20 protein-coding genes are annotated in these 26,119 nt (G+C 33.5%); 3 read left to right on the top strand and 17 right to left on the bottom strand.

Translation table 11 applies throughout. From position 1 onward, the window contains the following. Positions 1-48: 48 nt before the first annotated feature. The 7 genes from ABRY23_01640 to pgeF form a co-directional block, all read right to left on the bottom strand. Positions 49-1,593, bottom strand: a complete 1,545-nt coding sequence (locus tag ABRY23_01640) for an HD domain-containing protein (protein MFA3781749.1) — start codon at positions 1,591-1,593, stop codon at positions 49-51. Beyond that, positions 1,590-2,729, bottom strand: coding sequence for a glycosyltransferase family 9 protein (locus ABRY23_01635; protein ID MFA3781748.1), 1,140 nt, complete (start codon positions 2,727-2,729; stop codon positions 1,590-1,592). Before ABRY23_01635 ends, ABRY23_01640 begins: the two co-directional genes overlap by 4 nt. Before the next feature lie 14 nt (positions 2,730-2,743). Next, positions 2,744-2,962, bottom strand: a complete 219-nt coding sequence (locus ABRY23_01630) for a hypothetical protein (protein ID MFA3781747.1) — start codon at positions 2,960-2,962, stop codon at positions 2,744-2,746. A gap of 1 nt (position 2,963) precedes the next feature. Then, positions 2,964-3,608, bottom strand: coding sequence for a deoxynucleoside kinase (locus ABRY23_01625; GenBank protein MFA3781746.1), 645 nt, complete (start codon positions 3,606-3,608; stop codon positions 2,964-2,966). Between the two features lie 13 nt (positions 3,609-3,621). Beyond that, on the bottom strand, positions 3,622-4,128 hold the full coding sequence (gene folK / locus ABRY23_01620) for a 2-amino-4-hydroxy-6-hydroxymethyldihydropteridine diphosphokinase (GenBank protein MFA3781745.1): 507 nt from the start codon (positions 4,126-4,128) through the stop codon (positions 3,622-3,624). Next, a complete protein-coding gene (folB, locus tag ABRY23_01615; GenBank protein ID MFA3781744.1) occupies positions 4,115-4,504 on the bottom strand; it encodes a dihydroneopterin aldolase in 390 nt (129 codons plus the stop codon). The genes folK and folB overlap by 14 nt, the downstream gene beginning before the upstream one ends. Before the next feature lie 148 nt (positions 4,505-4,652). Continuing rightward, a complete protein-coding gene (gene pgeF / locus ABRY23_01610) occupies positions 4,653-5,393 on the bottom strand; it encodes a peptidoglycan editing factor PgeF (protein ID MFA3781743.1) in 741 nt (246 codons plus the stop codon). A 621-nt stretch (positions 5,394-6,014) separates the two neighbouring features. Here pgeF and gltB point away from each other — a divergent pair. Continuing rightward, positions 6,015-10,586 carry a glutamate synthase large subunit gene (gene gltB / locus ABRY23_01605; GenBank protein ID MFA3781742.1) on the top strand — a complete coding sequence of 1,524 codons (4,572 nt, stop codon included), beginning with the start codon at positions 6,015-6,017 and terminating at the stop codon, positions 10,584-10,586. Beyond that, complete coding sequence (locus tag ABRY23_01600) at positions 10,579-12,009, top strand: glutamate synthase subunit beta (protein ID MFA3781741.1); 1,431 nt, start codon at positions 10,579-10,581, stop codon at positions 12,007-12,009. The genes gltB and ABRY23_01600 overlap by 8 nt, the downstream gene beginning before the upstream one ends. A gap of 1,097 nt (positions 12,010-13,106) precedes the next feature. Here ABRY23_01600 and ABRY23_01595 read toward each other — a convergent pair. The 3 genes from ABRY23_01595 to ABRY23_01585 form a co-directional block, all read right to left on the bottom strand. Beyond that, the gene (locus ABRY23_01595) at positions 13,107-14,429 is read right to left on the bottom strand and encodes a PLP-dependent aspartate aminotransferase family protein (GenBank protein ID MFA3781740.1); all 1,323 of its coding nucleotides are present in this window, start codon (positions 14,427-14,429) and stop codon (positions 13,107-13,109) included. 78 nt (positions 14,430-14,507) lie between these two features. After that, on the bottom strand, positions 14,508-15,644 hold the full coding sequence (locus ABRY23_01590; protein MFA3781739.1) for a cystathionine gamma-synthase: 1,137 nt from the start codon (positions 15,642-15,644) through the stop codon (positions 14,508-14,510). 44 nt (positions 15,645-15,688) lie between these two features. Next, on the bottom strand, positions 15,689-17,050 hold the full coding sequence (locus ABRY23_01585; protein MFA3781738.1) for a pyridoxal-phosphate dependent enzyme: 1,362 nt from the start codon (positions 17,048-17,050) through the stop codon (positions 15,689-15,691). A gap of 305 nt (positions 17,051-17,355) precedes the next feature. Between ABRY23_01585 and ABRY23_01580 the strand changes: the two genes are divergently transcribed. Next, positions 17,356-17,880, top strand: coding sequence for a cytochrome c (locus ABRY23_01580; protein MFA3781737.1), 525 nt, complete (start codon positions 17,356-17,358; stop codon positions 17,878-17,880). A 154-nt stretch (positions 17,881-18,034) separates the two neighbouring features. On the opposite strand, the gene ABRY23_01575 is transcribed toward ABRY23_01580, so the two are convergent. The 7 genes from ABRY23_01575 to dnaK all read right to left on the bottom strand — a co-directional run bounded on the left by ABRY23_01575 (position 18,035) and on the right by dnaK (position 26,094). Next, a complete protein-coding gene (locus tag ABRY23_01575; protein ID MFA3781736.1) occupies positions 18,035-19,012 on the bottom strand; it encodes a PLP-dependent cysteine synthase family protein in 978 nt (325 codons plus the stop codon). A gap of 29 nt (positions 19,013-19,041) precedes the next feature. Continuing rightward, a complete protein-coding gene (fmt, locus tag ABRY23_01570) occupies positions 19,042-19,956 on the bottom strand; it encodes a methionyl-tRNA formyltransferase (GenBank protein MFA3781735.1) in 915 nt (304 codons plus the stop codon). A gap of 30 nt (positions 19,957-19,986) precedes the next feature. Further along, a complete protein-coding gene (gene def / locus ABRY23_01565) occupies positions 19,987-20,532 on the bottom strand; it encodes a peptide deformylase (GenBank protein ID MFA3781734.1) in 546 nt (181 codons plus the stop codon). Beyond that, positions 20,532-21,425 carry a hypothetical protein gene (locus tag ABRY23_01560; protein ID MFA3781733.1) on the bottom strand — a complete coding sequence of 298 codons (894 nt, stop codon included), beginning with the start codon at positions 21,423-21,425 and terminating at the stop codon, positions 20,532-20,534. The genes def and ABRY23_01560 overlap by 1 nt, the downstream gene beginning before the upstream one ends. A gap of 2 nt (positions 21,426-21,427) precedes the next feature. Next, on the bottom strand, positions 21,428-23,404 hold the full coding sequence (locus ABRY23_01555) for a M1 family metallopeptidase (GenBank protein MFA3781732.1): 1,977 nt from the start codon (positions 23,402-23,404) through the stop codon (positions 21,428-21,430). 174 nt (positions 23,405-23,578) lie between these two features. Then, a complete protein-coding gene (locus tag ABRY23_01550) occupies positions 23,579-23,959 on the bottom strand; it encodes an Hsp20/alpha crystallin family protein (protein MFA3781731.1) in 381 nt (126 codons plus the stop codon). Between the two features lie 212 nt (positions 23,960-24,171). Next, positions 24,172-26,094: a molecular chaperone DnaK gene (gene dnaK, locus ABRY23_01545; protein ID MFA3781730.1), complete on the bottom strand. Its 1,923-nt coding sequence runs from the start codon at positions 26,092-26,094 to the stop codon at positions 24,172-24,174. Positions 26,095-26,119 lie beyond the last annotated feature (25 nt).

The raw sequence follows: 26,119 nt of genomic DNA, 5'->3' as shown, positions 1-26,119 counted from the left end.
ACTGAGAGGTGAAATTTTTATTTGCAGATGTGATTGTTAGGTAAAGTATTAAGTCTTTACAACAACTTTTTTATTAAAGACTTGTTCAAACAAACCTTTGCGTCGCTCTAAACTCCATAATTCTATATCAGGCGATAGACCATCTCTGCATATCAGTTGTAATTCTACTCTGTTACTATAAATATGTGGATGTATATCTGTAACGACTTTTGAATGAGTCCTATCGAATGCATCAGCAATTCTTAATATTGACGATAATTTCAGTACAATATTACGGCATTTTTCTGGCAGAACTGCAAACTCCGAATGAGTTTCTTTAGGGTGACTTTTGCGATGGTATCGTGCAATATTAGCAATAATATCAATTTCATTTTCAGTAAAGCCGAGCAGTTCACTATTTTTAATAATATAATATGAGTGGCGGTGGTGGTTATTATGAGAAATATGATAGCCTATATCATGCAACAAAGCAGCAGCTTCCAAATATTCTTTTGTATACTCTTCAAGTTTATGCAGCGGTTTTAATTGGTCGAATAGTTTCAAAGAAAGACTTGCAATGTGTTTGCAGTGATTTTTATCATAATTACAAGTATTCATTAAATGTTTCACACTTTCTCTGCGTATATCACTTAAAGCAGAATAACTTTCTTTTTCCTTATGAATAGTATCAATAACAATTCCCTCTCTTAAAGCATAAGCAGATATTGTCATTTTTTTTAGCTCAAAAAGTTCAAATATTTTACTTAGAATAATTATTCCCGCTGGAAAAATGTCAGCTCTTTTTTCATCCATACCCTTAATTTTTTTTCTTTTATCAACTGTTTTAGCATTTAGAATTTCCTTGCGAATATCAAACAGTTCTTCAGATGTAAATTCAAAATTATTAAGAAGAGTATTGTTCGATACTGAATTTTTTCGGCGAGACAGTATCATAAATCCTGTTGACATAATAGTGCCGGATGAGCCCACACAAATATCAAAGCCTTTTTCTTTAATTTTTTTAATGAGGGGAAATATTTCTACTTCTACCCAGTGTTCACATTCTTTTATTCTTTCTTTGGTGAGTTTATAATCTGGGAAAAATTTTTGCGAAAGTCTAACTGCACCAATTTTTATGCTTACAGAAAACTCTGGTATTCCCTTTCTGCCCAAAATAAATTCTGTGCTGCCTCCACCAATATCGATAACAAGAGCTCTTTTATTAAATATTGGGACTGCCTTCATGGTGCCCAGGTAAATTAACCTTGCTTCTTCTTGTCCATTTACCACCTCAATTTCAATACCTGTTTTTTGCAAAACTCTTTCAATAAAAACATTTCGATTTAGTGCTTCCCTAACAGCGCTTGTACCTACTGCTCTAATTTTAGCCTGATGAGAATCAGCGATAGCTTTAAAATGGCTTAAAGTTGTAATAGCTCTTTGCATCGCTTCTTCTTTAATTTCTTTTATATCACCAGCACTTCCTTCACTCAAACGAATTACTTCTTTTTCACGGTCAATTATTTCAAAATTCCCATCTTCTTTTATATTGACTACTATTAAATGAAAAGAATTTGTGCCGACATCAATTGCTGCAAAATTTGTGTTGTTCATATCAAATTGGATTTATTTTTTTCTGAAGTTTTTTTTTCTAAAATAAGCTTACAAAGTAAGAATACATCTTCAACTGTAACATCATCAGTTAAATCTGATTTTCTAACAAAATACTTATTTGGTCCCATAGGTGCCCAATTATACGGATTTGTAGGACCAAAAATAGAAATTTGAGGGGTATCAGTTGCACCGGCTACATGCATAACACCAGTATCATTTGTAATAAACAAGTCGGATAAAGAAATCAATGCAGCCAATTCGGGAATACTATGGTCGATAAAAAAGGCTGTATTTTCACCAAATATTTTTTTTACATAATTTAATTCTTCCTTATCGCTCTTGCTGCCTGTAAAATAGAATACAACTTCGTAAGCAACAGAAAGTAGATTGGTTAACTGCAAAAATTTCTCAATACTCCATCTATTCAATCGTTTGCCTGCTCCAATATGCAGTCCAACAACTAATTTATGAGAATTCACCACTTCGTGGTTAGTGTTTCCCTTCAAAGTTTCAATAAAATCTTCTGCGGTTTTAAGGTCATCTTTTTCAATGGTAATTTGCGTTTTTAAGTTTTTTGTGCTGATTCCAAATGGTCGCAAAATATCTTGGATAAAATCGGAAACATGTATGTCAGGATATTTCTGCCAATTGAGTTTAATTTTAAAATTGAAAAGGCTGCTTAATTCATTTACTTTACCGTTTAGAGAAGAAGGACCAATTTTAATTTTAGCATCGCTAAGCGCAGCTAAAATGCAGCTTGTTTTGGAGATTGCTACTGTTGCTGGCACTACGGCTAAATCATAATTTGCTTTTAAGGTTTTCTTTAGTTTTAACAAATACAAAGGGTTTATAATTTTCCTTTTATCAAAAATGAAAAGTTCATCTATAAAATTATTTTTGGTAACGGCATAATAGTTTTCTGGACTTGCAATAAGGGTCAAATTAGAATTTGGAAATTTTTCTTTAATAGCTCTAAAGAGAGGTACGGAAGCGAGCATATCACCAAATTGGTTATGCTGTCGAATTAGTAAAATTTTTTGTGGGTGGCCTAAATTTTTAGTGTTTAGTTCCGCAACAGAAAAAAATCTTTTTATAAAATTTGTTAGAATCCTTTGAAATATTTTTTTGATTGGCATTAAAATAAGCTAAACTACTTTTTTTTATTATTATCCAATTCTTCAAATTCAGCGTCAATTATATCTTCTTTTTTTACTTTGTAGCCAGAAGTTGGATTATTTTGCTGGGTTGTAAATTCATACCGTTTTGAAGTATTTAATTTTTGTTCATCAGCAAAATATTTAATAACATTCTTGATAAGCTTAAAAAAGAAATAAAATATAATAGACCAAACAATAAATCGAATTAACAAGTCAACCTCTTATTTCTGGGTTAAAATATTCAATAAACCCCCTATCATCCCGAAAGATTTGGTTAAAAAGTAAATCAAAATCATTCTTGTTATTTACAAAATCAATATCGTTTGAGTTAACAATTAACAACGGCGTAGTATTATATTTAAAGAAAAAATTATTATAAGCTTCCGAAAGTTCAACTAAATAAGCGCGTGTTAAATTCCTTTCAATTTTTCTGCCTCTTTTTCTAATATTTGAAATAAGACGGTCTATTCCGGACTGTAAATAAATTACCAAATCTGGTTTAGGCAAGTTACGTTCAAGCAATGGAAAAATTGTTTCGTAAAGTTTAAGCTCATCGCCTGAAAGATTTAGGTATGCAAAAATTTTGTCTTTTTCAAAAATGTAATCTGAAACGATATACGATGAAAATAAATTTCCTTGATTGAGTAACTGTTGTTGTTTAAAACGATTTACAAGAAAAAACATTTGAGTTTGGAAAGCATATCTTTTCCTATCTTCATAAAATTTTTCTAAGAAGGGATTGGATTCAAATTCTTCTAAGACAAGATTAGCTTGAAGTCGGTCAGCTAATTTTTGTGCAAGTGTAGTTTTACCTGCACCAATTACACCTTCAATTGCAATATATTTTATTTCTATCATATTAGTGTAAAATTTATTTGTACTCAAATGGGAATTTACAAATAATATTTTTTTGAACAGAAGAAAAATCTATTTCACTTATGCTTATTCCCAAATAAGGATGCACAAAATTAGGGTCAATTTCAATTAGTGGCACTAACACAAAGTCTCTATTCAGTAAATCCTTATGAGGAATTTCAATTTGACCGTCTGAATAAATCCAATCATTAAAAAAAAGAATATCAATATCGATTTCTCTTGGCTGCCATTTTTTGTCCAATTGTATTCTGCCAACTTCTCTTTCTATACGCTTCAACTCACTGAAAAGATTCTTAATATCATGCCGAGTGAGTATTTCGGCAACTAAATTATAAAAATCGTTTTGTTCTGTATTACCGTAAGGCTTTGTTTCGTAAAGAGAAGATACTTTTTTAATGCTTGTTTCTTTAAGTTCGCTAATTTTTTTTAAAGCAGATCTGATGTATTCTTCTCTATTACCCTTATTGGAACCAAGCCCAAGAAATACTTTATGAGAGTTCATCACTTATTGATTTCCCATTTTCTTTTATTACTTCAGCTTCAACGTAATCTATAACACCACCAACAGGAACATTATGCTTTCTTACTCTAACAGCTATTTTTTGAATTGCCGGATAACGTTTTAGCAATTCATCTGCTATTAAGGTGGCTATCGATTCAATTAAATAATATTTTTTTTCGTGAACAACGGTATTAATATACTTATAAACATCGTAATAATTAATAGTATGTTTTAAGCTGTCCTTTTTAGCTGCTTCGCTAAAATCTGTGTAAATATCTACATCGGCTTCAAACTTACCACCAATATTTTGTTCTTCTTGCAGTGCACCGTGATACGCATAAAAAGAAGCATTTTTTAAGCGAATTATGTTAATCATTTTTTACTTGTTAAGATAAAAATTATTTTATGATAAAATGCAAAAAATTCAGCGAAATATCTTTTAATAACTTTTTACATAATAAAGTTAGTAAATTAATCCCAAATTAGCTGACTTGTTTGCTGCAAGTAAGTTAGATTTATTAACCCTAGTCAACATTTTTTAGCGCAATAATGCCTAATGACCTGCCGGAGTTTTTACCATCTCTTCTGTAAGAATGCAATAAATTTTTCTCTTCAAATGTGCATAAGTTACTTTGTTCAATATTATTTTCCGGAACCCCTGCGTTTAGCAACATGTCAATGTTTGCTTGAACTATATTCAAATAAAATTTGTTATTCTTTTTAATCAAATATTTTTCATCGAACAAATTAGCAACATCTTGGCCAACTTCATATTTTTTTTGTGAAATAGATGGTCCTAAACAAACAAATAAATTATTAGGCATCGAATTAAATTCATATTGTAATTTAAGTAATGTCTTAGCTAAAATTTTTTTGTAAGTACCCCTCCATCCTGAATGCACAGCAGCAATTAAATTGTTTTTTTTATCGTAAATAAAAATAGGAACGCAATCGGCAGCAGAAATTGCCAACCCAATTCCTTTTTTACTTGTAATCATTGCATCGCTTTCTCCAACAAAACCAGCTCTGTCAACTATTGATATTAAATCGCTGTGTATTTGCCGTTGATAAGCAATTTCATTACTGCTAAGGCCTAATTGTTTAAAAAAGAAATTTCTGTTTTCTATTACATTATTAGAGTCATCTCCTACACTTAATGATAAGTTAAAATAATACGGGGCAGGTCGGTTCAATCCCACTTTAGTAGAAAAGCCAAAGATTATTTCTGGAAATCTCTCGAATAATCTGCTGTAAATTATTTTCATTCACTCGTTCAAAGATTTCTTAAAAAAATTATTTTAAACTAATTAACGAGCATTATATATAAAAATTTTTTTGATTATTATGTATAACTCTTTTCCTCAAATCATCAGTTTATTTTCTAACATTATTTTTTCTCACGAATGCATAAGTATTCATAAAATCATTATTAGGTGTATATTTTTACAATAAAATTAAAAAGGTATTGCAATTTCGATTACAATTATATACCTTTGCACGCAAAATTTAGGTTTACCAAAAGTAAATCTAATACACTTACCAAGGATTGCTGCCACAAGCTGCATCTGAAAGAAAAATTAAAAAACCATTAGTGAAGTTGTACTGCTTATCCGATGAGGCACAATACTGAAAATATCGTGTACAATAAAAAATTTAATATGCAAGATAATTCCGTTTACAATTTTAATGCTGGAACAAGTAAAAATCTTAGTCAAGTAGATTATAGGAAAAATTTACTATCAACTACGGTGGAAATTAATTGTACGCGGATACGGACGTGCAGACCAAGACCATAGTTTGACAAGTGAATTGGTCTACTCCCCTTCTCATAAATAGCCAATAAAACTTATTAAACATTTTTAATGATTACCGTAAAGGAGAATCGCATGAGCAAAGACAATTATAATTTCAGCAGAGCCGATGGAAAAATTAATCCAAACGGTTTATACGATCCAAGATTTGAGCACGATGGCTGCGGAGTGGGTTTCATAGCTAAATTAGATGGAATCCCAACTCATAAAGTTATTGATGATTCAATTACGGTACTTATAAATCTTGAACATAGAGGTGCACTTGGCGGCGATAAATCTACCGGCGACGGTGCCGGCGTTATGGTTCAATTACCAGATAATTTTTTTAGAACAGAATTGTCAGCACAAGGGATTGAGATTCCCCAAATTGGCGACTACGCAGTAGGAATGATATTTATGCCAAAAGAGGAAATACTCGCCAATAAGTGTAAAAATATTATTGAAAAGCATATTATCAACGAAGGATGTGATGTCCTTGCATGGAGGAAGGTACCAGTTAACAACTCGGTTATAGGAGAACTAGCAAAAAAAACTGAACCAAATATTTATCAGATTTTTATTCATCGAGCAAACATAAACCAAGAAGCTTTCGAAAGGAAATTATATGTTATACGCCGACTCATAGAAAAAGAAATTACTTCAATAAAAGAAGACACTACTCAATTCTACATACCAAGTTTATCCTCAAACAGAATTGTTTACAAAGGTTTACTAACTGCAAATCAACTTACTACATTTTATCCTGATCTTTCCGATGAACGTTTTGCTTCCTGCTTTGGTGTAGTTCATCAAAGATACAGTACCAATACATTGCCGACTTGGAATCTTGCGCAGCCATTTAGATTTATTGCTCACAATGGCGAAATAAATACTCTTAGCGGTAACATTAATCGAATGAAAGCACGCGAATTTAATTTAAAATCAGAATTGTTCGGTGACGATATAGAAAAAATTAAGCCTGTAATTGTTGAAGATGGTTCAGATTCTGCAATTTTTGATAATGTATTAGAATTATTAGTTCTTGCAGGCCGCTCTTTACCTCACGCCATGATGATGATGATACCAGAAGCATACGGCCCAAGAATTCAAATGAGTGAGGATAAAAGGGCATTTTACGATTACCAGTCTTCAATAATGGAACCATGGGACGGTCCAGCTGCCATCGTTTTTTGTGACTCGCGGTACTTAGGTGGAATTCTTGATAGAAATGGTTTAAGACCTGCACGTTATACTATTACAAGTGACGGAATTGTTTTACTTGCATCTGAAACTGGCGTTTTAGATTTGCCCGAAGAAAAAATTATTAAAAGAAGCAGACTCTCGCCAGGTAAAATGTTGCTTGTAGATTTTAAACAAAATAGAGTAGTACCAGATAAAGAAATAAAAGCTAAAATTTCTCGTCAAAAACCATATAGAAGATGGATAAAAGAAAATATAATTACATTAAGAGGACTGTTTAATCCATCTACAGTTTTAGAAGAAGAGCCGCAAATTTTATTAAAAAAGCAACGTGCTTTTGGTTATACAGACGAGGAATTAAAGTTAATCTTAACCCCAATGGCTTCACGTAGCCAGGAGGCTGTTGGTTCTATGGGCAACGATACTCCACTTGCCATTTTATCCAATAAGCCTAACTTACTTTTTTATTACTTCAAACAACGATTTGCACAGGTTACTAATCCAGCAATTGACCCATTACGCGAAGAGTTAGTTATGTCCTTAGAAAGCTTCGTAGGCGGTGAGGGAAATCTATTGGAAGAAACACCCGAAAATTTTAGAGGCTTTAAATTATCTCATCCTATTCTTACACCCGAAGACTTATTGAGAATTGAAAAAGCAAATCATCCAAATGTTAAAATAAAGTACATTGATATTTTGTTCGATAAAAATGGCGATGAAAATACATTGGAAAAATCGCTTACCTCAATATTTGAAACTGCTAAAAAATATATAAATGAAGGTGCTACTATTCTTGTATTATCCGATAGGAACATTAACCAATGGAAAGTTCCAATTCCTTCATTGCTTGCTGTTTCTGGACTTCACCATTATTTAATCCGTAATGGACTAAGAAACAAGGCAAGTATTATTATTGATTCCGGAGAAGTTAGAGAAGTTATGAATTTTGCAATGCTCATTAGTTACGGAGCAGATGCTATTTGTCCCTATCTTGCATTACTTACAGTAAAAAATCTCGCAACAAATAATTTGCTAGAACAAAAACTTAAAGCCGAAGAAGCAGTTGATTCATACATAATAGCAGTAAAAAAAGGCTTATTAAAAACTATGAGCCGACTTGGAATCTCAACATTACATGGTTACTTTGGCGCTCAAACATTTGAAGCCGTTGGATTAGATAAGTCAATGGTCGATAAATATTTTACTGGCACGATAAGTCGACTTGGCGGCATAGGTCTGTCAGAAATCCAAAGAGAAGCAATAATGAGACATAACTTCGGGTATCCGCAGAACGGTTTTGCATCAGACGGAAATTTACTTGATGCAGGCGGAGAATATACCATCAGGGTAAACGGTGAAAAACATTTTTGGAATCATGATACAATTGCAAAATTACAATTAGCTACGAGAACTAATGATTATGAGATTTTCAAAGAATATGTGAAAAGTGTGAATGAGGGTCCTGACAGCCCTACCACAATACGAAGTATGTTAAAATTCAAGAAAAAAAATCCAATACCTCTTGATGAAGTAGAACCTGTTGAAAGTATAATAAAAAGATTTGTCGTTTCTGCCATGTCGTTTGGTTCAATCAGCAAAGAAGCTCATGAAACAATTGCAATTGCAATGAATCGACTTAGCTCGCGGAGTAATTCAGGCGAAGGCGGTGAGGATATGTCGCGTAATAAAGTCGACGCTAATGGCGATACAGCAAGGTCAAAAGTAAAACAAGTAGCATCAGGTAGATTTGGAGTAACACCAGAATATTTATTAAGTGCAGAAGAACTTCAAATAAAAATTGCCCAAGGTGCTAAACCTGGCGAAGGCGGGCAGCTGCCTGGTCATAAAGTAACAGAAGAAATCGCAAGAGTAAGGCACACTACACCAGGCGTTACCCTAATTTCCCCGCCACCACACCATGATATTTATTCCATTGAAGATATTGCCCAATTAATTTATGATTTAAAGTGTATTAACCCAAATGCAAAAGTTTCAGTTAAACTTGTCTCAGAATCCGGAGTAGGAACAGTTGCAGCTGGTGTAGCTAAGGCTCAAGCAGATTTAGTCTTAATTTCCGGATACGAAGGAGGCACTGGTGCTTCTCCATTAACATCTATTAAACACACAGGTATTCCTTGGGAAATTGGTTTAGCAGAAACGCATCAAACATTAATCCAAAATAAACTCAGAGATAAAATTCGTGTGCAAGTTGACGGTCAATTGAAAACCGGTCGAGATGTAGCCATTGCTGCTTTACTTGGTGCAGAAGAATTTGGCTTTGCTACTTCTGTACTAATTACAATCGGCTGTGTAATGCTAAGGAAATGTCACTTAAATACATGTTCAGTAGGAGTTGCTACACAGGACCCGCTGCTTAGAGCACGCTTCTCTGGCAAACCCGAGTATATTGAATCATTTTTTAAATTTCTTGCTCAAGATTTAAGGGAAATTATGGCTGAGTTAGGTTTTAGAACTGTGGAAGAGATGGTTGGTCACACTGAAGTATTAGAATACGACCCGCCAAAAGAATTGTGGAAAGCTTCCAAGTTCGACCTTTCTCCGCTGTTCAATTCGATGGCTGCTAAAAATACAATTTGCTGTGTTAACGCACCAACTACAGTCGATACTTTTGATAACGAACTAATTGAAATGGTTAAACCAGCTATTGAACAAAAAAAGAAAATTGAATTAAATCTGCCTATCAGAAATATCCATAGAACAGTAGGAGCAAGATTAAGCGGCGAAATAGTAAAAAGATATGGTGCTAAAGGATTACCAGATGATACAATAAAAATAAATTTTAAAGGTTCAGGCGGACAAAGTTTTGGGGCTTTCCTTGCGCCTGGAATTACAATGAAAATAGAAGGAGACACAAATGATTACCTCGGTAAAGGTATGTCGGGAGGAAGAATAATTGTAGTACCGCCAGCTAAATCTAAATTTTCACCACACGAAAATGTTATTTGTGGGAACGTTGTTTTGTATGGTGCGACAGGGGGAGAAGTTTACATTAATGGTAAGGCTGGAGAAAGATTTGCAGTTAGAAATAGCGGTGCTACTGCTGTAGTTGAAGGCGTAGGAGACCACGGCTGCGAGTATATGACTGGCGGTATAGTTATTGTTATTGGTTCAACAGGAAAAAATTTCGCAGCTGGGATGAGCGGCGGTATCGCGTATGTATACGATCAAACTCAGCTATTTGATACAAAATGTAATCTTGACATGGTCGACCTTGAAAGTGTATGGGATAAACAAGATAAGCTCTTCCTTCATTCAATGATTGAAAAACATTTTTATTACACCCAAAGTCAATTAGCAAAAACAATCTTAGACAAATGGGAATCGAGTGTACCAATGTTTGTAAAAGTTATTCCTATTGACTATAGAAAAGTTCTTGAAAGAATGAAACAAAGCGAAATTGCTGATATAGAAACAGTTGCTGCTACTGAGGAGGTTTTCAATGGCTAAAACAACGGGATTCATTGAATACGAACGAAAAAACCCATCTAAACAACCAATTAAAGAAAGGGTTAAATACTTTAAAGAATTTGAATCACTTTTGCCGGAAAATATCATTGTTGAACAAGCAGCCAGGTGTATGGATTGCGCAATACCTTACTGCCACTCTTACGGCTGTCCGGTTAATAATAGAATTCCAGACTGGAATGATATGGTATACAAAAAACAATGGAAAAGAGCACTCGATTTGCTTCATTCAACAATAAATTTTCCGGAATTTACTGGACGAGTTTGCCCTGCTCCATGCGAACATGCATGCACCCTTTCAATTAACAACTCCCCAGTTACAATAAAACACATTGAATTACAAATAGTTGAACGAGGCTGGGAAGAAGGATGGATTAAACCCGAATTGCCTTCACAAAAAAGCGGGAAGAAAATTGCTATAATTGGCTCCGGACCATCTGGATTAGCTGCTGCTCAGCAACTGGCACGAGCAGGTCACGAAATTGTTGTGTTTGAAAAAAATGACAGAATAGGTGGACTACTTCGGTATGGAATTCCAGATTTTAAATTGGAAAAACACATTATCGATAGAAGACTTGAACAGATGAAAGCCGAGGGGGTAATTTTTGAACCTTCAGTAGACGTAGGATTTGATATTTCTACGAGATACCTGCAGAGAACTTTTAACGCAATAATAATTGCTGCAGGCTCTACAATACCAAGAGACTTAAATATTCCAGGGAGAGACTTAAAAGGAATTCATTTTGCAATGGAGTTCCTTACACAGCAAAATAAAATTAATGCAGGAGACCAAATACCTTTAGAGAAAATTATTAATGCCAAAGATAAAAATGTAGTTGTAATTGGTGGTGGTGACACAGGTTCAGATTGTGTAGGTACTGCAATAAGACAAGGAGCTAAAAAGGTCACTCAAGTTGAAATACTACCAAAACCTCCCGAAAAAAGAAATCCTTACAATCCGTGGCCCATGTGGCCTCAGATATTATTTACCTCTTCATCACACGAAGAAGGTTGCGAAAGAATTTGGGCATACTCTGCAACTTCTTTTGTCGGTGAAAATAACAGAGTCAAAGGAATTCGATTTAAACAACTTGAATGGACAGAGCCTGATAAATACGGTAGAAGAAATTTTAAAGAAATTCCAGGTGATGAAATAGAACTCAAAGCTGATCTAGTGCTTTTAGCAATGGGATTTGTGCATGTTGATCACTCAACGTTCGTTAAAGATCTTAACCTTGAAACGGACAATAGAGGCAATATTAAAGTAGATAAGACATACATGAGTTCACAACCAGGTTGTTTTGCTACAGGAGATTCGATTCTCGGTGCTTCATTAGTTGTAAAAGCAATTAATGCGGGACGACGTGTTGCTTCTGCGGTAAATAGTTATTTGTATAATAGTTAAACGCCTTTGAAAAATTCAATATGCAATTACTGATACCATTTGCTTTCATGACATCTGCCAATTAGTATGACAAACTTTGTGTCAGTTGATTTAGTTAATATAAAGAAACTATTTTAATCGTCATTGCAACTTGGCAACGGCAAGAAAGTATCTCATAATGCAAAGGATCCATCATCTTACTTTTTTGTTTGAGATTGCTTCATCCCGACGTACTTCGTCGGGATTCGCAATGACAAAAAAAAACACCGTCGCTGCGAGGGAGCTCATTTCACTCTTCAGCAAGGCGAACGAAGCAACCTCTAACAAAACAAATAAAACCGTCTTTGCGAGGGCGATAGCCCGAAGCAACCTCTAACAAAAGAAAAATAGTTGAACTTTTTTGTTTGAGATTGCTTCACTCACTTCGTTCGTTCGCAATGACGGTAAAACATGATTGGTTGAGACATCGGCTTTCTCCTCATTAATTACACGGAGAACCACAGAGAATTCACGGAGAACGTAATGGGCGAAGAACCCTTGAATCCTACAGTTGAAATGATTTTATTTGACTCATAAACAAGCTTATAAGCTTTCAATAGAGTAATAATACTTTCAGTCAGAGATTGATGAGCTTTTGACTCAATTATACCATAAACAAAACCTTACCACGAAGTGTGGGAATCCACCATTTCACAATGTGGTGAATTCTCATTTTATTTTAAATAACCTTAGTAACATCACCTAACAAAAATGAAAATTAACCTTATTACCTTATCCTTAATTTTCCTTTCTTCAAAGAATAATTGGAGCTGACTAATGAGAATTCACCATCTTGTTGAAAGTAATTTTTCGATTAAATAATCCTGCTTGCCGAATGAATTCGTTCAGCAGGCAAGCTGTGAAAACCTGTGCTGAGTTAGCGAAGCATCCGTTAAAACCTGACTGCTCAGGCAGGTCTGTGCTGTCAGTGTTCTATTTTCTAAAAAATTTTACTTTTTAGACAGCCCCCTACAATCATTGAAGCATTTGCTTTCATAAGCTGTTGCAAAAAGTTCATCATCTTATCTTTTTGCTTGAGGTTGCTTCAGTTCATTCATAATAAACTTCTTCAATAGTTTTCAAATTATTTTTAATGCATCATCGAGATCGAGCAAAATGTCGTCTGGATTTTCGAGTCCGATTGCAATTCGGATACCCCCTGCATCAATTCCTCTATTAGCAAGTTCATCTGGAGGTACAACTGAGTGTGTCATGGATGCAGGGTGCTCAACCAGAGTTCTTGTATGTCCTAGGCTAACTGCAAGTGTCATAGTATAAGCGTAATCAGCAACGTAATCCATAAATTTTCTGCCGTTATCTTTGCTTTCGGAAGGAGAATTTCCTTTAATTACAAAATAAATCATGCTACCTGGTGCAAAATTTCCGTTGAAATCAACCATTTGTCTTTTGGCAATTTCATAACCTTTGAAATTAGGTAGACCAGGATAATTAACAAATTCGATTTTTGGGTGAGCATTTAGAAATTCTGCCACACGCATAGCAGTTTTGATTTGCTGTTTCTGGCGCAATGCTAAGGTCGGCAGACCATAAGTCATAATAGACCATGCATTTTTGGGACTTAAAACGCCCCCAAAGTCTTTTCTAATCAAATGAAGAATATCTTGAAATTTCTTTTTACCAATCACAATGCCACCCATATCTGTTCCAAAGCCGCCAATTCCTTTAGTTAAAGAATGAACTACAAAATCTGCGCCATGCTCAATAGGGCGCTGGCAGAATGGGGTAGCAAAAGTGTTGTCTATAACTATGTAAATTTTATTTTTCTCTTCTCTGTTCTTATTAATCTCATCAACAATTTTTCTAATAGCTGAAATATCAATAATATCTAAATTTGGATTAGACGGAGTTTCGAAGTAAATAACTTTTGTTTTGTCAGTGATTTTATCGTAAATATTTTCAGGCAATGTAAGATCGATAGGTTTCCACTTAATATTGTATCTTGGATACCAGTTTTGAAGTAAAGAAATTGTACAGCCATAAAGTGTGTTGTGAGATATTATTTCGTCGCCTGAGGAAGTTAGAATTCCAAGTACACCTGAAATAGCAGCCATCCCAGAAGAAAAACTCACAGCCATTTCACCTTTTTCAACGTAGGCTAAATTTTCTTCAAGCATATCTTTATTTGGCTCGCCAAGTCTGTCGTATATAAAAATTGGCGCATGCTCACCAAACTCTTCAGTATGAGCAAATTGCAAAAATCCTTGAGCACCTCTTTCAACAGAATCTAAACGAAAAGTAGTTGAGGAAGAAATTGGTGCAGTTACATGATGAGAGTAATCCCACTTATCAGATACACTTTTGCCATAAATGATATGTGTTTCCATTGAATATTTTGTCTCATCGACTTGCATTTTACCGTTTCTAACTTTGCTATTATTCATAATAGTGCCTCCTCTAAAATTTACTACAGAAAATTAATCATTTGTTTTTCTGAATTCTAATTATAGAGGAGATGATGTCTATTTACCAATTGCTTGTGTAATATCTGCAATAAGATCCTCCACATCTTCAATTCCAACTGAAAACCTAATCAGTCCGTCGGTAATACCCATTTTTTCTCTCAGGTTTTTGGGAACTGAGGCGTGAGTCATTGAAGCTGGATGAGAAATTAAACTTTCTACACCACCTAAGCTTTCAGCAAGTGTAAAAATTTTAACACTTTTAAGAATCTTTTTAACAAGATTTATACTTCCAAAATCGGCTGTTAACATTCCGCCAAAACCAGACATTTGTCTTTTAGCAAGCTTATAATGAGGATGATTTGGAAGTCCAGGATAAAATACTTTTTTAACTTTTGGATTTTTTGAAAGGTATTTAGCAATTTTTATGGCATTTTCATTATGCTGTTTCATTCTCACCGATAATGTTTTAGTTGCCCTTAAAGTAAGCCAACAATCAAAAGGTGATGGTACAGCCCCAACAGCATTTTGCAAATAACGAAGTCGTTCATGTATTTCTGAATTGTTAGTTATTACAATGCCGCCTATAACATCGCTATGGCCATTTAGGTATTTTGTGGTACTGTGAAGAACAACATCAATACCAAATTTTAATGGTTGTTGAAAGTAAGGAGTCATAAAGGTATTATCTACCACACTAATTAATTTATGTTTTTTGCAGATGTAAGCTACGCCTCGTAAGTCTGTTAGTCTCAATAAAGGATTTGTTGGAGTTTCAATATATACCATTTTTGTGTTTAGTTTAACAGCTTTCTTTACCTTTCTAATGTCTGAAGTATCAACCCAAGTAAACTCTATCCCATAATCTTTAAAAATTGAATCCATTAAACGGAATGTACCACCGTAAATATTTTCTGTAACAATAACATGGCTACCTGGTTTAAGAAGAAAAAGTACTGATTGAATTGCGGCTAAACCGGATGAAAAGGCTATGCCAAAGTTACCTTTTTCTAAAGTTGCTATATTTTTTTCAAGTGCTTGGCGAGTAAAATTATGCGTTCTGCCATATTCATATCCCTTATTTACACCCAATTCTTCTTGGGCATAAGTTGACGTTTGATAAATAGGAGTTATAACTGCTCCAGTTGTTAGGTCTGGAGTTTGTCCCGCATGAATTGCATCTGTTGAAAAACCCATTTATTTACCTCTTTTGTTAAAGTAAGCATTAATTTTATAAAAATTCATTCGAAATCTATCAAGTCATATCTAGTAATAATATCGATAATTCTTCCGAAATCACTTACAAGAATAGCAGGTGAATCTTTCAGTGCTCGGCGAACCTCGTTAATGCTAGATTTTGCATCGAGGACTAAAAAGCTCTCTTCCATTATTTCTTTTACTGGTTCATCAAGCATTTTTTTATCATCAAGTATTCGAGTAAGGATTCTCCCCTCTCTTAAGCTGCCAACTGGCTTTAGTATCTCGTTCAGCACTGGTAAATAAGTAAATCCTTTACTATTCATTATTTTTAATGCTTCTTTAATAGGTGTATCATCGTGAACATAAACTAAATCCTCAATTCCTTTGCTCTTTTTATTATATGAAATATCTCGAAGAATTTTTACTTCTGTATCCAACATTCTATTCATGCGAAGCCATTCTTCGTTATGAACTTTTGAAAGATATCTTTCACCTGTATCACAAACCATGAAAACTATTAAGTCATCTTCACTTAAATCTTCTGCAATTTTTAGAACTACTTGAACAATAGTACCTGTACTGCCGCCGCAAAAAATTCCTTCTTCTTTTGTTAATCGTCTTGCAGCTGCAAAAGAATCCTTATCGCTAATATTAATTATCTTATCAATATATTGAAAATGAACATTTGCAGGTAAGCAGTCTTGACCTATTCCTTCAACCAAATAAGGTGTGCCTTTAATAATCTCACCTGTTTCTTTGTAATGTTTAAAAATAGAGCCTAAGGGGTCTGCACCAATAACTTGGATATTAGGATTTTTCTCCTTTAAAAATCTTCCTGTGCCACTAATTGTGCCACCTGTACCAATGCTTGAAACGAAATGAGTTATTTTTCCGTCGGTCTGCCGCCATATTTCTGGCCCGGTTGTCCTATAGTGCATTTCAGGATTAGAAGGGTTTCCATACTGATAAGCGAAAATTGAGTTTGGTGTTTCTTGATGAATTCTTCTTGCAACATTTACATAATACTCTGGATGGTCTGGCTCGTAAGTGTTAGGCACTACTATTACATCTGCACCCAATGCTTTTAGGTAGTTTATTTTTTCTGTACTAACTTTATCTGTGCAAACGAATAGACATTTGTAACCTTTTACAGCAGCAGTAAGGGCTAAACCTATCCCAGTATTACCGCTGGTTGCTTCAATTATAATACCGCCTGGCTTAAGCATTCCCTTCTTTTCAGCGTCAATTACCATGCTGTAACCAATTCTATCTTTAACGCTACCACCAGGGTTTGCCGATTCAAGTTTTGCAAAAATTTGTGGTTTTAACCCTTTATTTATCTTATTAATTTTAATTAACGGTGTATTACCTATTAAATCAAGAATTGTGTTTTTATACTCCACATTTATCCTCAATTCTTTAACTAATAAATGTAAATGATACTAATGTAAAATTAGCTAATAAATCTTATTATTTCTATTAACTCGTTGAATCAAAATTAATTTTGAATTCATAAATAATTTTACAATCAAGGACAAAGTGGCGAATTCTAATTAATTCTTACGCTACTAATGGGGTTATTACCGAAAACAAAAGATCGCAAGCAATACCTTTTATATCTACATTCGATAAAAAAACATTACTAATTAACATTTTGGGGTTAATTAGCAATTTGTTAGTTTAGTACAGTAATAATCGGAGATAATATATGAAAATATTTTTCACTATTGTATTTACATTAGCTGCAATTGTTATAGCAGGCATAGTTTATATATACAGTGGCAGTTATGATGTAAGTGCTAATTCCGCCGAAAATAAATTAACAAAGTGGGTTCTTAGAACAATTAGAGAAAGTTCTATTGAATCGAGAATAAAAAACATAACAGCACCAAATCTTGAAAATCCCTCACTTATAAAGCAGGGACTTGCTCACTATAAAGAAATGTGTGAAGATTGTCATGGTTCTCCTGCCAAATCAGAAACCGAAATTTCCGTCGGTTTAAATCCTCCGGCACCCAATCTAGTTAAACTTGGAAGTGTTATTCCCCCTGAAGAAATTTTCTGGGTAACAAAAAACGGTATTAAAATGACAGGAATGCCAGCTTGGGGGAAAACACATTCTGATGACAAAATTTGGGCAATCGTAGCTGCAGTAAAAAAATTAAATCGTATTTCAGTTAAAGAATATGACAGCATAAAATTTTCAGATGAAAAGGAAGACCATAAACATTAGTTAAGATTAGAGTTAAATAGAAAAGTCAAATGCAAAAGTTCATCAAGTTATTTTATTACAAGTATATGTGGGTTAAATCTCTTGATTTACACTTGATTTAGTAAGTTAAATTTTTGCGGCATCAAAATAATTTTTAACGAATAGCAATATTTTTTTACAACAAATTATTTTTTTCAAGCCAATTATCGTTATAAATTGTACTAAAATACTTGTAGCCAGTATCGCAAATAACAGTTACAATATTAGCTTCTCTATTAATTTTTTCTGCGATTTGCACTGCCCCCCACACATTTGCGCCGCTTGAACCACCAGCTATAATCCCTTCTTCGAATGCAAGCTTTTTAGTCCATCCAATTGCCTTTTTATCTGAGATTTTTAGCATATCATCCATCATTTCAAGTTGTGCAGTTTTAATTAGGAATTCATCTCCAATACCCTCAATTAAATAACGTGATGGCTTTATCATTTTTTTATACTTGTACCAGTCGTAAAAAATGGAACCAATTGGATCAATGCCAATTAACTTAATGTTTGGATTCCTCTCTTTCAGGTATTTCCCAGCTCCAAATAATGTACCGCCAGTTCCAACGCCGGCTACAAAGTAATCTATATTCCCTTCCATTTGTTCCCAAATTTCTGGACCAGTAGTTAAATAATGGCTTTCGTTATTATCCAAATTATTATGTTGGTCGATATAATAAACATTGGGATTATTTTTCGCATAATTAAGTGCAAAATTGTTGTAAGATTCAGGGTGTTCAGGCGGTAACGTACCGTCGACTTGAATAACATCCACTCCAAGTACTTCGAGCATCTTAATTTTTTCTTTGCTTGTAGTATTGCGAATTACAATTTTCAATTTGTATCCTTTTTGCCTACAGACAATCGCCAGTCCCATTGCGGTGTTTCCAGAAGAGTTTTCAAGAATTGTATCGCCTGGTTTTATTTTACCTTCTTTTTCAGCTTTTTCAATCATATACTTAGCTATTCTATCTTTCATGCTACCACCTGGGTTCATAAATTCAAGTTTAGCCCAGATGGTAGCTTTAAAGTTCTTTGATATATTACCCAATTTAACAATAGGTGTTCTGCCTATAGCTTCAAGTATACTGTTCAATTTCATATTTCTCATTTTAACAGCTCACGTGAAAATTTTACATATTATAATTTATAACCGCGTAAAAATTCTTCAGTTAACATTCTTTTACGACCCTCGAGTTGGATTTCAAGAATCTGCAAAATTCCTTTACCAGTCTTAGCAAAAAGTTGAGTGTTATGAATTAAAAATCGTGAGTCTTTAAAAGCATTTGCAAATTCCTCACTGTCGGCAATTATTCTTGTCTTAAATATTTTATACTGTTTATTTTGATGGACAAAAAAGGCGCCGGGGTAAGGCGACAGTGCACGCACGAGGTTATGAATTTCGACAGCCGATTTATCCCAATTAATTTTGCAAATTTCCTTGGTAATCTTTGGTGCGGTGCTTGCTAATGAATTATCTTGCTTAAATAGCTTATAGTCTTTAGAAGATAATTTATCAATCGTTTTAATAACAACGTCCGCCCCTAAATTCATTAATTTATCGTGCAAAGTTCCATAGTTATCTTCATCGTCAATTGGAATTTTTTCTTGAAGGATAATATTGCCAGTATCGACCTTTTCTTCAATAAAAAAAGTAGTAACACCAGTTTCTTTTTCGCCATTTATCAACGCCCATTGAATTGGTGCAGCCCCACGATATTTAGGTAATAATGAAGCATGTAAGTTTATTGTGCCAAATTTTGGAATAGTGTATACTTCCTTAGGCAAAATTCTAAAAGCAACCACTACAAAAAGATCAGAATCAAGTTTTTTTAATTCCTCAATAAATTTTTTCTCTTTCAGTTCATCAGGTTGTAATAATCTTAGATTATATCTAACGGCAAAGTCTTTAACTGCAGTAAAACTAACAACTCTACCCCGTCCCCTTTGTTTGTCTGGAGTAGTAACTACCGCCAGGATTTCATGTTGACTTTGGTAAATTTTTTTTAAGGATGCTACGGCAAATTCAGGTGTGCCCATAAAAACAACTTTCATTTGTTCTCCGCAGCTTATAAAATAAGGGGTTCATTTTTGAGTAATGGGGTAATCAATTTTAATTTCTCTATTCATAATTTTTTTAAGTTCGGCTTGCAATTTTTTCTTTACATCAGGTGTTACTCTGTCGGGAATCATTTTGCCTTGAAGGTGATCGTATTCATGCAGAATTACTCTAGCAAACAGTTCATCTGCTTCTAAAGTTTGTTCATTCTCATCTGTATCAATAAACTTTACTTTTATTATTTGCGACCTTTCAACTTCTGCTTTTAAGAGCGGTAAACTTAAACATCCTTCTTCCATTACAACTTTTTCGGGTGATTCTTCTATTATTTCTGGATTAATCATTACAACAGGTTTAATTTTTTCATAACCCTCAACTTGACTTAAATCTACCACAAAAATTGATTCATTAAAACCAACTTGATTAGCAGCTAAACCTATGCCGTGAGCATTATGCATAGTTTCAAACATATCTTTTATTTTAACAATAATTTCATCATCTATTTGATTAATTTTTTTTGTTTTTTGCCTTAGAATTTTGTCACCATATACTGTTATTGGAATTATTGCCATTAATTAAATTCTCCTTTTAATTCTACGTGTAATTGTTCTGCGCTTAAATCTTTATATAAACTTACTTCTGTTGAAGCAAACAACATTCTAATATAGAGGCGAAAAATAATCAACATTTGCTGAAGAACAAAAGAAAGAATAAGAAAATATCCAGGCGTTCTTGGTATTTCTTTTTCAATAAAATTGTATAATACTGCACCTGTAGCACCTAAAATGGCAACTATTAAAAAAAATATAAAAGCTATATTAAAGTTATTTTTTATGAACTTAATTGCTGTAAAAATTCCCTTTATTGCTTCTTTTTTGTCGTTTATAGCTAACGAAACTTTAGAATAGTCTGAAATAATTGTTATAATTCCAATGAAAAAAATTAGCAATAAATACGTAAGCAGTCTTAAGACAAATTCGAATAACTCATTTTCAGAATCTGCAAAAATCGTTGAAATTAAATTTCCAAGCCAATCAATAATAAGAAAAACAAAGGTATAAAAAATTAGCGTTACCAAAAGTACTTTTGTAAAACGATAAAAGTATTTTACGCCACCGTAAAAAAAATCTACATAAAGATTTTTTTGAGGTAAATTAAATATGGAAATTAGACCGCCTAAAAAGAAAGTCTGAACTAAAGTATAAATTCCAACAACAAAAGCAATACTTAATGGCATTTGTTCTATGTGAAGTTTGTATAAATTTTGAAATTGTATATACCACGTGTAATCAAATCCACTCATTAATTTATCATTTATAAGTGAACGACTTAAATTATCAGTTAAGATATAAAAAATTGGCACGGACAAAACCAAAGCCATCAATGCATTAAAAGCCCAAAAAAGAAGAATAAACTTACTATTGTAAATAACCGCTCTTATGCTTTTAACAAATATACTTTTCATAATTATCCAATACTGCCTATAATCATTAAAGCATTCTGTATCCAAAAGAACCAACGAATAGTTATTGACAGCGAAGCTGAATAATTTGGTTCTATAGTATAAGAATTGTTGGCAAAGTTAACATCTAACAAATTTTTCCTTTCAGGGTCGATGACTGCGGCTTTAACTTTATTCTTGGTGTAAAAAATAAATACGTGATAATTTTCGTCTTTATCCCACTTTTGATATAAGGTGTCTTTATCTGTAATTAAAGCGACTTCGTTTTTAAAGAATCCGTTCCCTTTTTTCTGGACAAACACAGCATAAAAATTTTTACCAAGATAAGATAAATTTGAGACTAAATAATCGTATGTATTTGCACTTTTATAAAACTCATTAAAAAACCAATCCATATTTTCATCAGAATTTTCTTGTACAACGTTTATAAAATCTTCAGCTTTAGGATGCTTGAATTTGTATTTGTCAAAATACTTTTTCAGTATGTGCATCATTTTTTTATGGCCTAAGTATCTTTCTAGAGATTCTAATACTAATGAGGGTTTAAGGTAAGAATTAACCACATAAGATAATTTAGTCGGCAACAGATAAGATTTTTCTGAGATGGTTCCAATTGCAATGTTTGTATAATAACCTTTTAATTGTTCAGATGATTCTTGTTTAGGAATTTTAGCAAGAGTATAGATAATTGGTATCCCTTTGTATGAAAGTAAATTTAGGCCAAAGACAGGTATAAAAGAAGCAATCTTAAAAAAAGCTAACTCATCACCATAATAATTATAAACTATTTTTGTGGAAATATAGGTAGCAAAGCCTTCATCAAGCCACGCTTCATATACCTCGTTATTAGCTAATAATCCATAAAAAAACTGATGAGAAAATTCATGAGCTGTTACATATTCAGGCTGATGAGTTTCTACAGGTGAGAACAATTCAGCACTTGTAGTAAATAAAGTTGGATATTCCATTCCTCCGGCTGCGCATGTGCGGGGCACATCTACTATAGTTATATTTTCGTAGGGATAAACACCTATGTTATCTTCAAAGTATCTTAAACAATTTTTAATAACCTTAAAATATCTATCAAAATATTTTTCTCTTTCGGGCTGGACAAAGGCTTTAATTAAAATTTCACTTCTGTCGTTTCTTCTATAGATTTGATCACGATAGAGAATATTATCTGTGGTAAACCATGCAAAATCATGAACTGCAGCTTGTTGATAAACATAAGTAATTTTATTATCAGTCTCATTACTATAAGATAAATTACCTGTAGCTCCAACTACGAAATTTTTAGGTACTGTAATGCTCACATTATAATCTGCAAAATCAGAATAAAAATTTGTATATGGGTGGTATTGACTGCAAACCCACTTACCATCTTCAAAAACACCTAATTTAGGATACCACTGTGAAATAAAATAAAAATTTCTGCCACTTGCGTAACCCAGCCTTTTAATAGATTTAGGAATTTTCATAGAATAATTGAAATAAATATTTACTGAATCGCCCGGATAGATTGGTTTGCTTAAAATAGATTTTGCTACGGTGCTATCGTATGGATTATAAATTTCCGGTTGAAAGTAAAACAATTTTGCTTTTTTCTCATTAATCATAAAATTTCTTAAATCAATATGAGTCTCATTTTCTGGCTGAATATTCCAACCCGAAGCAAACAATGTTCTCTTACTTTTATAAGCATTAGCGTAGAAGTGAAATTGAAGTTCACTCACAGGCAAAGAAGAACGATTTATCCACGTTATTTTTTCATTTACATCAATAATTTTAGTACTCGGATTAAAATTGACCTTTATATCATAATCGGCAGTCTTAGTGTAGTTTTTTAACTCATTTTTTAATAAGCCCTTATAATAATTGCCAATTGGTTTTTGGTGTTGAGTTAGAAAAGAAATGCCATTCTCTTGTAAGTAAAACAGAGTAGTTAGAATAATTAGTAAAAATATTGATGCAGCTGTTTTCACACGCCGAAATTAAAGAAATGTGTTCAGTTATTCAATCAACATAAATTTTTCATCAGAAAAAATTTAATTGGTAAATCAGCAATCGGATAGTAATATAAAAGGCTGCCTAAAAGTTAAAAATAATAACTTTATTTTTAGCTAATAGACAGCCTAAATTTTAAGGACAGACAATATTTATTTTATGTCAATTCTTCTTGGTCTTATTTTTTCCTGTTTTGGGAGGGTTACCTCAAGCAAGCCATTTTCAAGCTTTGCATCAATTTTATCAGTATTAATATTATCAGAAATTTTAAATTTTCGGTAAAAATTCCCAGACTCAATTTCTTTTAACACATATTTTCTATTAACATGGCTGTCATAATCTATCCTTCCCATAATTACCAAATGACCATTTTCCAATTTAATTTTAATATTATCTTTAGTAACGCCTGGCATTTGAGCAATCAAATAAAAATTTTCATCTGTTTCATATATATCAATCAATGGAGCTACCCAGGGTTCATACTCTAACGCCTCTTCCCAAGTTAATTTTTTAGTTTCAGTTGTTTCTGTCATTTTATTACTCCTCTTAAATTAATCGTTAATAAATTTACATCAAGCTGCCTGAATTTTACGTTGAGCATTTAATTGAGATAAATTTTAAAAAAGAGCTGTTTAAAAAGTATTTTATCACCATTCAATTCTGCAGTAACCTGCTCCAAGAGATATTTTCTATATAAATTTCCTAAAAGCATTACTTATTAAACAGCTCCATAAATATGAGCAAATTATTTTTTATCATCATCAACAACTTCATAAGAAGCATCCTGAACATCCTTTTCATCTTTTGCAGATGATTTCTGCTGCGCTTGAGGTCCGTTTGGGCCAGATGCTTGTTGAGCAGAAGAGCCAGCTTGCTGATAAAGATTTTGAGCTATTTCATTCCATACTTTAGTTAATCCATCAGTAGCGGATTTTATTCTATCCGTATCATTTGTTTTCAGCGCATCTTCAACTTTTGCAATTTCGGTTTCAAGTCTGCTTTTCGCATCAGCCGGCATTTTATCGCCCATTTCCTGTATTTGTTTTTTAGTTTGGAATACAAGGTTATCAGCATTGTTTTTAATTTCGACTGCCTCTTTCTTTTTCTTATCCTCTGCAGCGTGTTCTTTAGCTTCTTGTTTCATTTTTTCAATTTCTTCTTTTGATAATCCGCTTGAAGAAGTAATTCTAATACTTTGCTCTTTACCTGTAGCTTTATCTTTAGCTGAGACATGCAAAATACCGTTAGCATCAATATCAAAAGTAACTTCAATTTGAGGAACGCCTCTTGGAGCCGGCGGAATGCCGTCCAAATGGAATCTGCCTAACGTTCTGTTATCGGCAGCCATTGGTCGTTCACCTTGCAAAACATGAATTTCAACTGAGGGTTGATTATCAGAAGCAGTTGAAAAAACTTCACTTTTTTTAGTAGGAATTGTTGTATTAGCAGGAATTAGCACAGTCATTACACCGCCTAAGGTTTCAATTCCAAGAGAAAGAGGTGTTACATCGAGTAAAAGAACATCTTTCACATCACCTGCTAAAACACCGCCTTGAATTGCAGCACCAACAGCTACAACTTCATCCGGATTAACTCCTTTATGAGGCTCTTTACCAAATAATTTCTTTACTAATTCTTGTACTTTTGGAACCCTAGTTGAACCACCGACAAGTATTACTTCATCGATTTGTGATGGGGTTACACCGGCATCTTTCATAGCCTTTTCACACGGTTCAACAGTCCTTTGAATTAAATCATCTACAAGCTGTTCAAATTTAGCACGAGTTATAGTAATATTTAAGTGCTTTGGTCCATCTTGAGTAGCAGTTATAAAAGGAAGGTTAACATCTGTTTGAACAGAAGAAGACAACTCAATCTTAGCTTTTTCAGCTGCTTCTTTTAATCTTTGAAGCGCCATAGGGTCTTTCCGCAAATCTATTCCTTCTTGTTTTTTAAATTCTTCAGCTAAATAATCTATAAGTCGTTGATCAAAATCGTCGCCACCAAGATGTGTGTCACCATTAGTTGATTTTACTTCAAAAACACCTTCTCCAATTTGAAGTATAGAAATATCAAAAGTACCGCCACCTAAATCATAAACGGCTACTATTTGGTCTTTATGCTTTTTATCCAATCCATATGCTAATGCCGCTGCTGTTGGTTCATTGATTATTCTTCTCACATGCAAGCCTGCTATTTCACCAGCATCTTTTGTTGCTTGCCTTTGCGAGTCGTTAAAATATGCTGGTACTGTAATTACTGCTTCGGTTACTTCTTGTCCCAAGTAATCTTCAGCGGTTTTTTTCATTTTCTGCAAAATCATTGCTGAAATTTCAGGCGGAGAATACAATCTATCTTCTATTTTAACTCTAGCTGAACCATTTTCACCGGCAACTACCTGGTAGGGCACTTCTTTAATTTCTCGGCTAACTTCTTCAATTCTTCTTCCCATAAAACGTTTTATAGAAAAGATTGTATTTTTAGGATTTGTCACTGCTTGCCGTTTAGCAGGTTGTCCTACTAATCTTTCCCCTGTCTTCGTAAAAGCAACTATCGATGGAGTAGTTCTGCCGCCTTCAGAGTTAGGAATTACAACTGGTTCATTGCCCTCCATTACAGCAACGCATGAGTTAGTTGTTCCTAAGTCAATGCCTATTATTTTTCCCATTATTATCACTCCTTTTAATGTTAAA

The organism is Melioribacteraceae bacterium 4301-Me, from assembly GCA_041538185.1.
GTDB classification, from domain to species: domain Bacteria; phylum Bacteroidota; class Ignavibacteria; order Ignavibacteriales; family Melioribacteraceae; genus Pyranulibacter; species Pyranulibacter aquaticus.
This window is presented reverse-complemented; position numbering and strand designations above follow the sequence as displayed.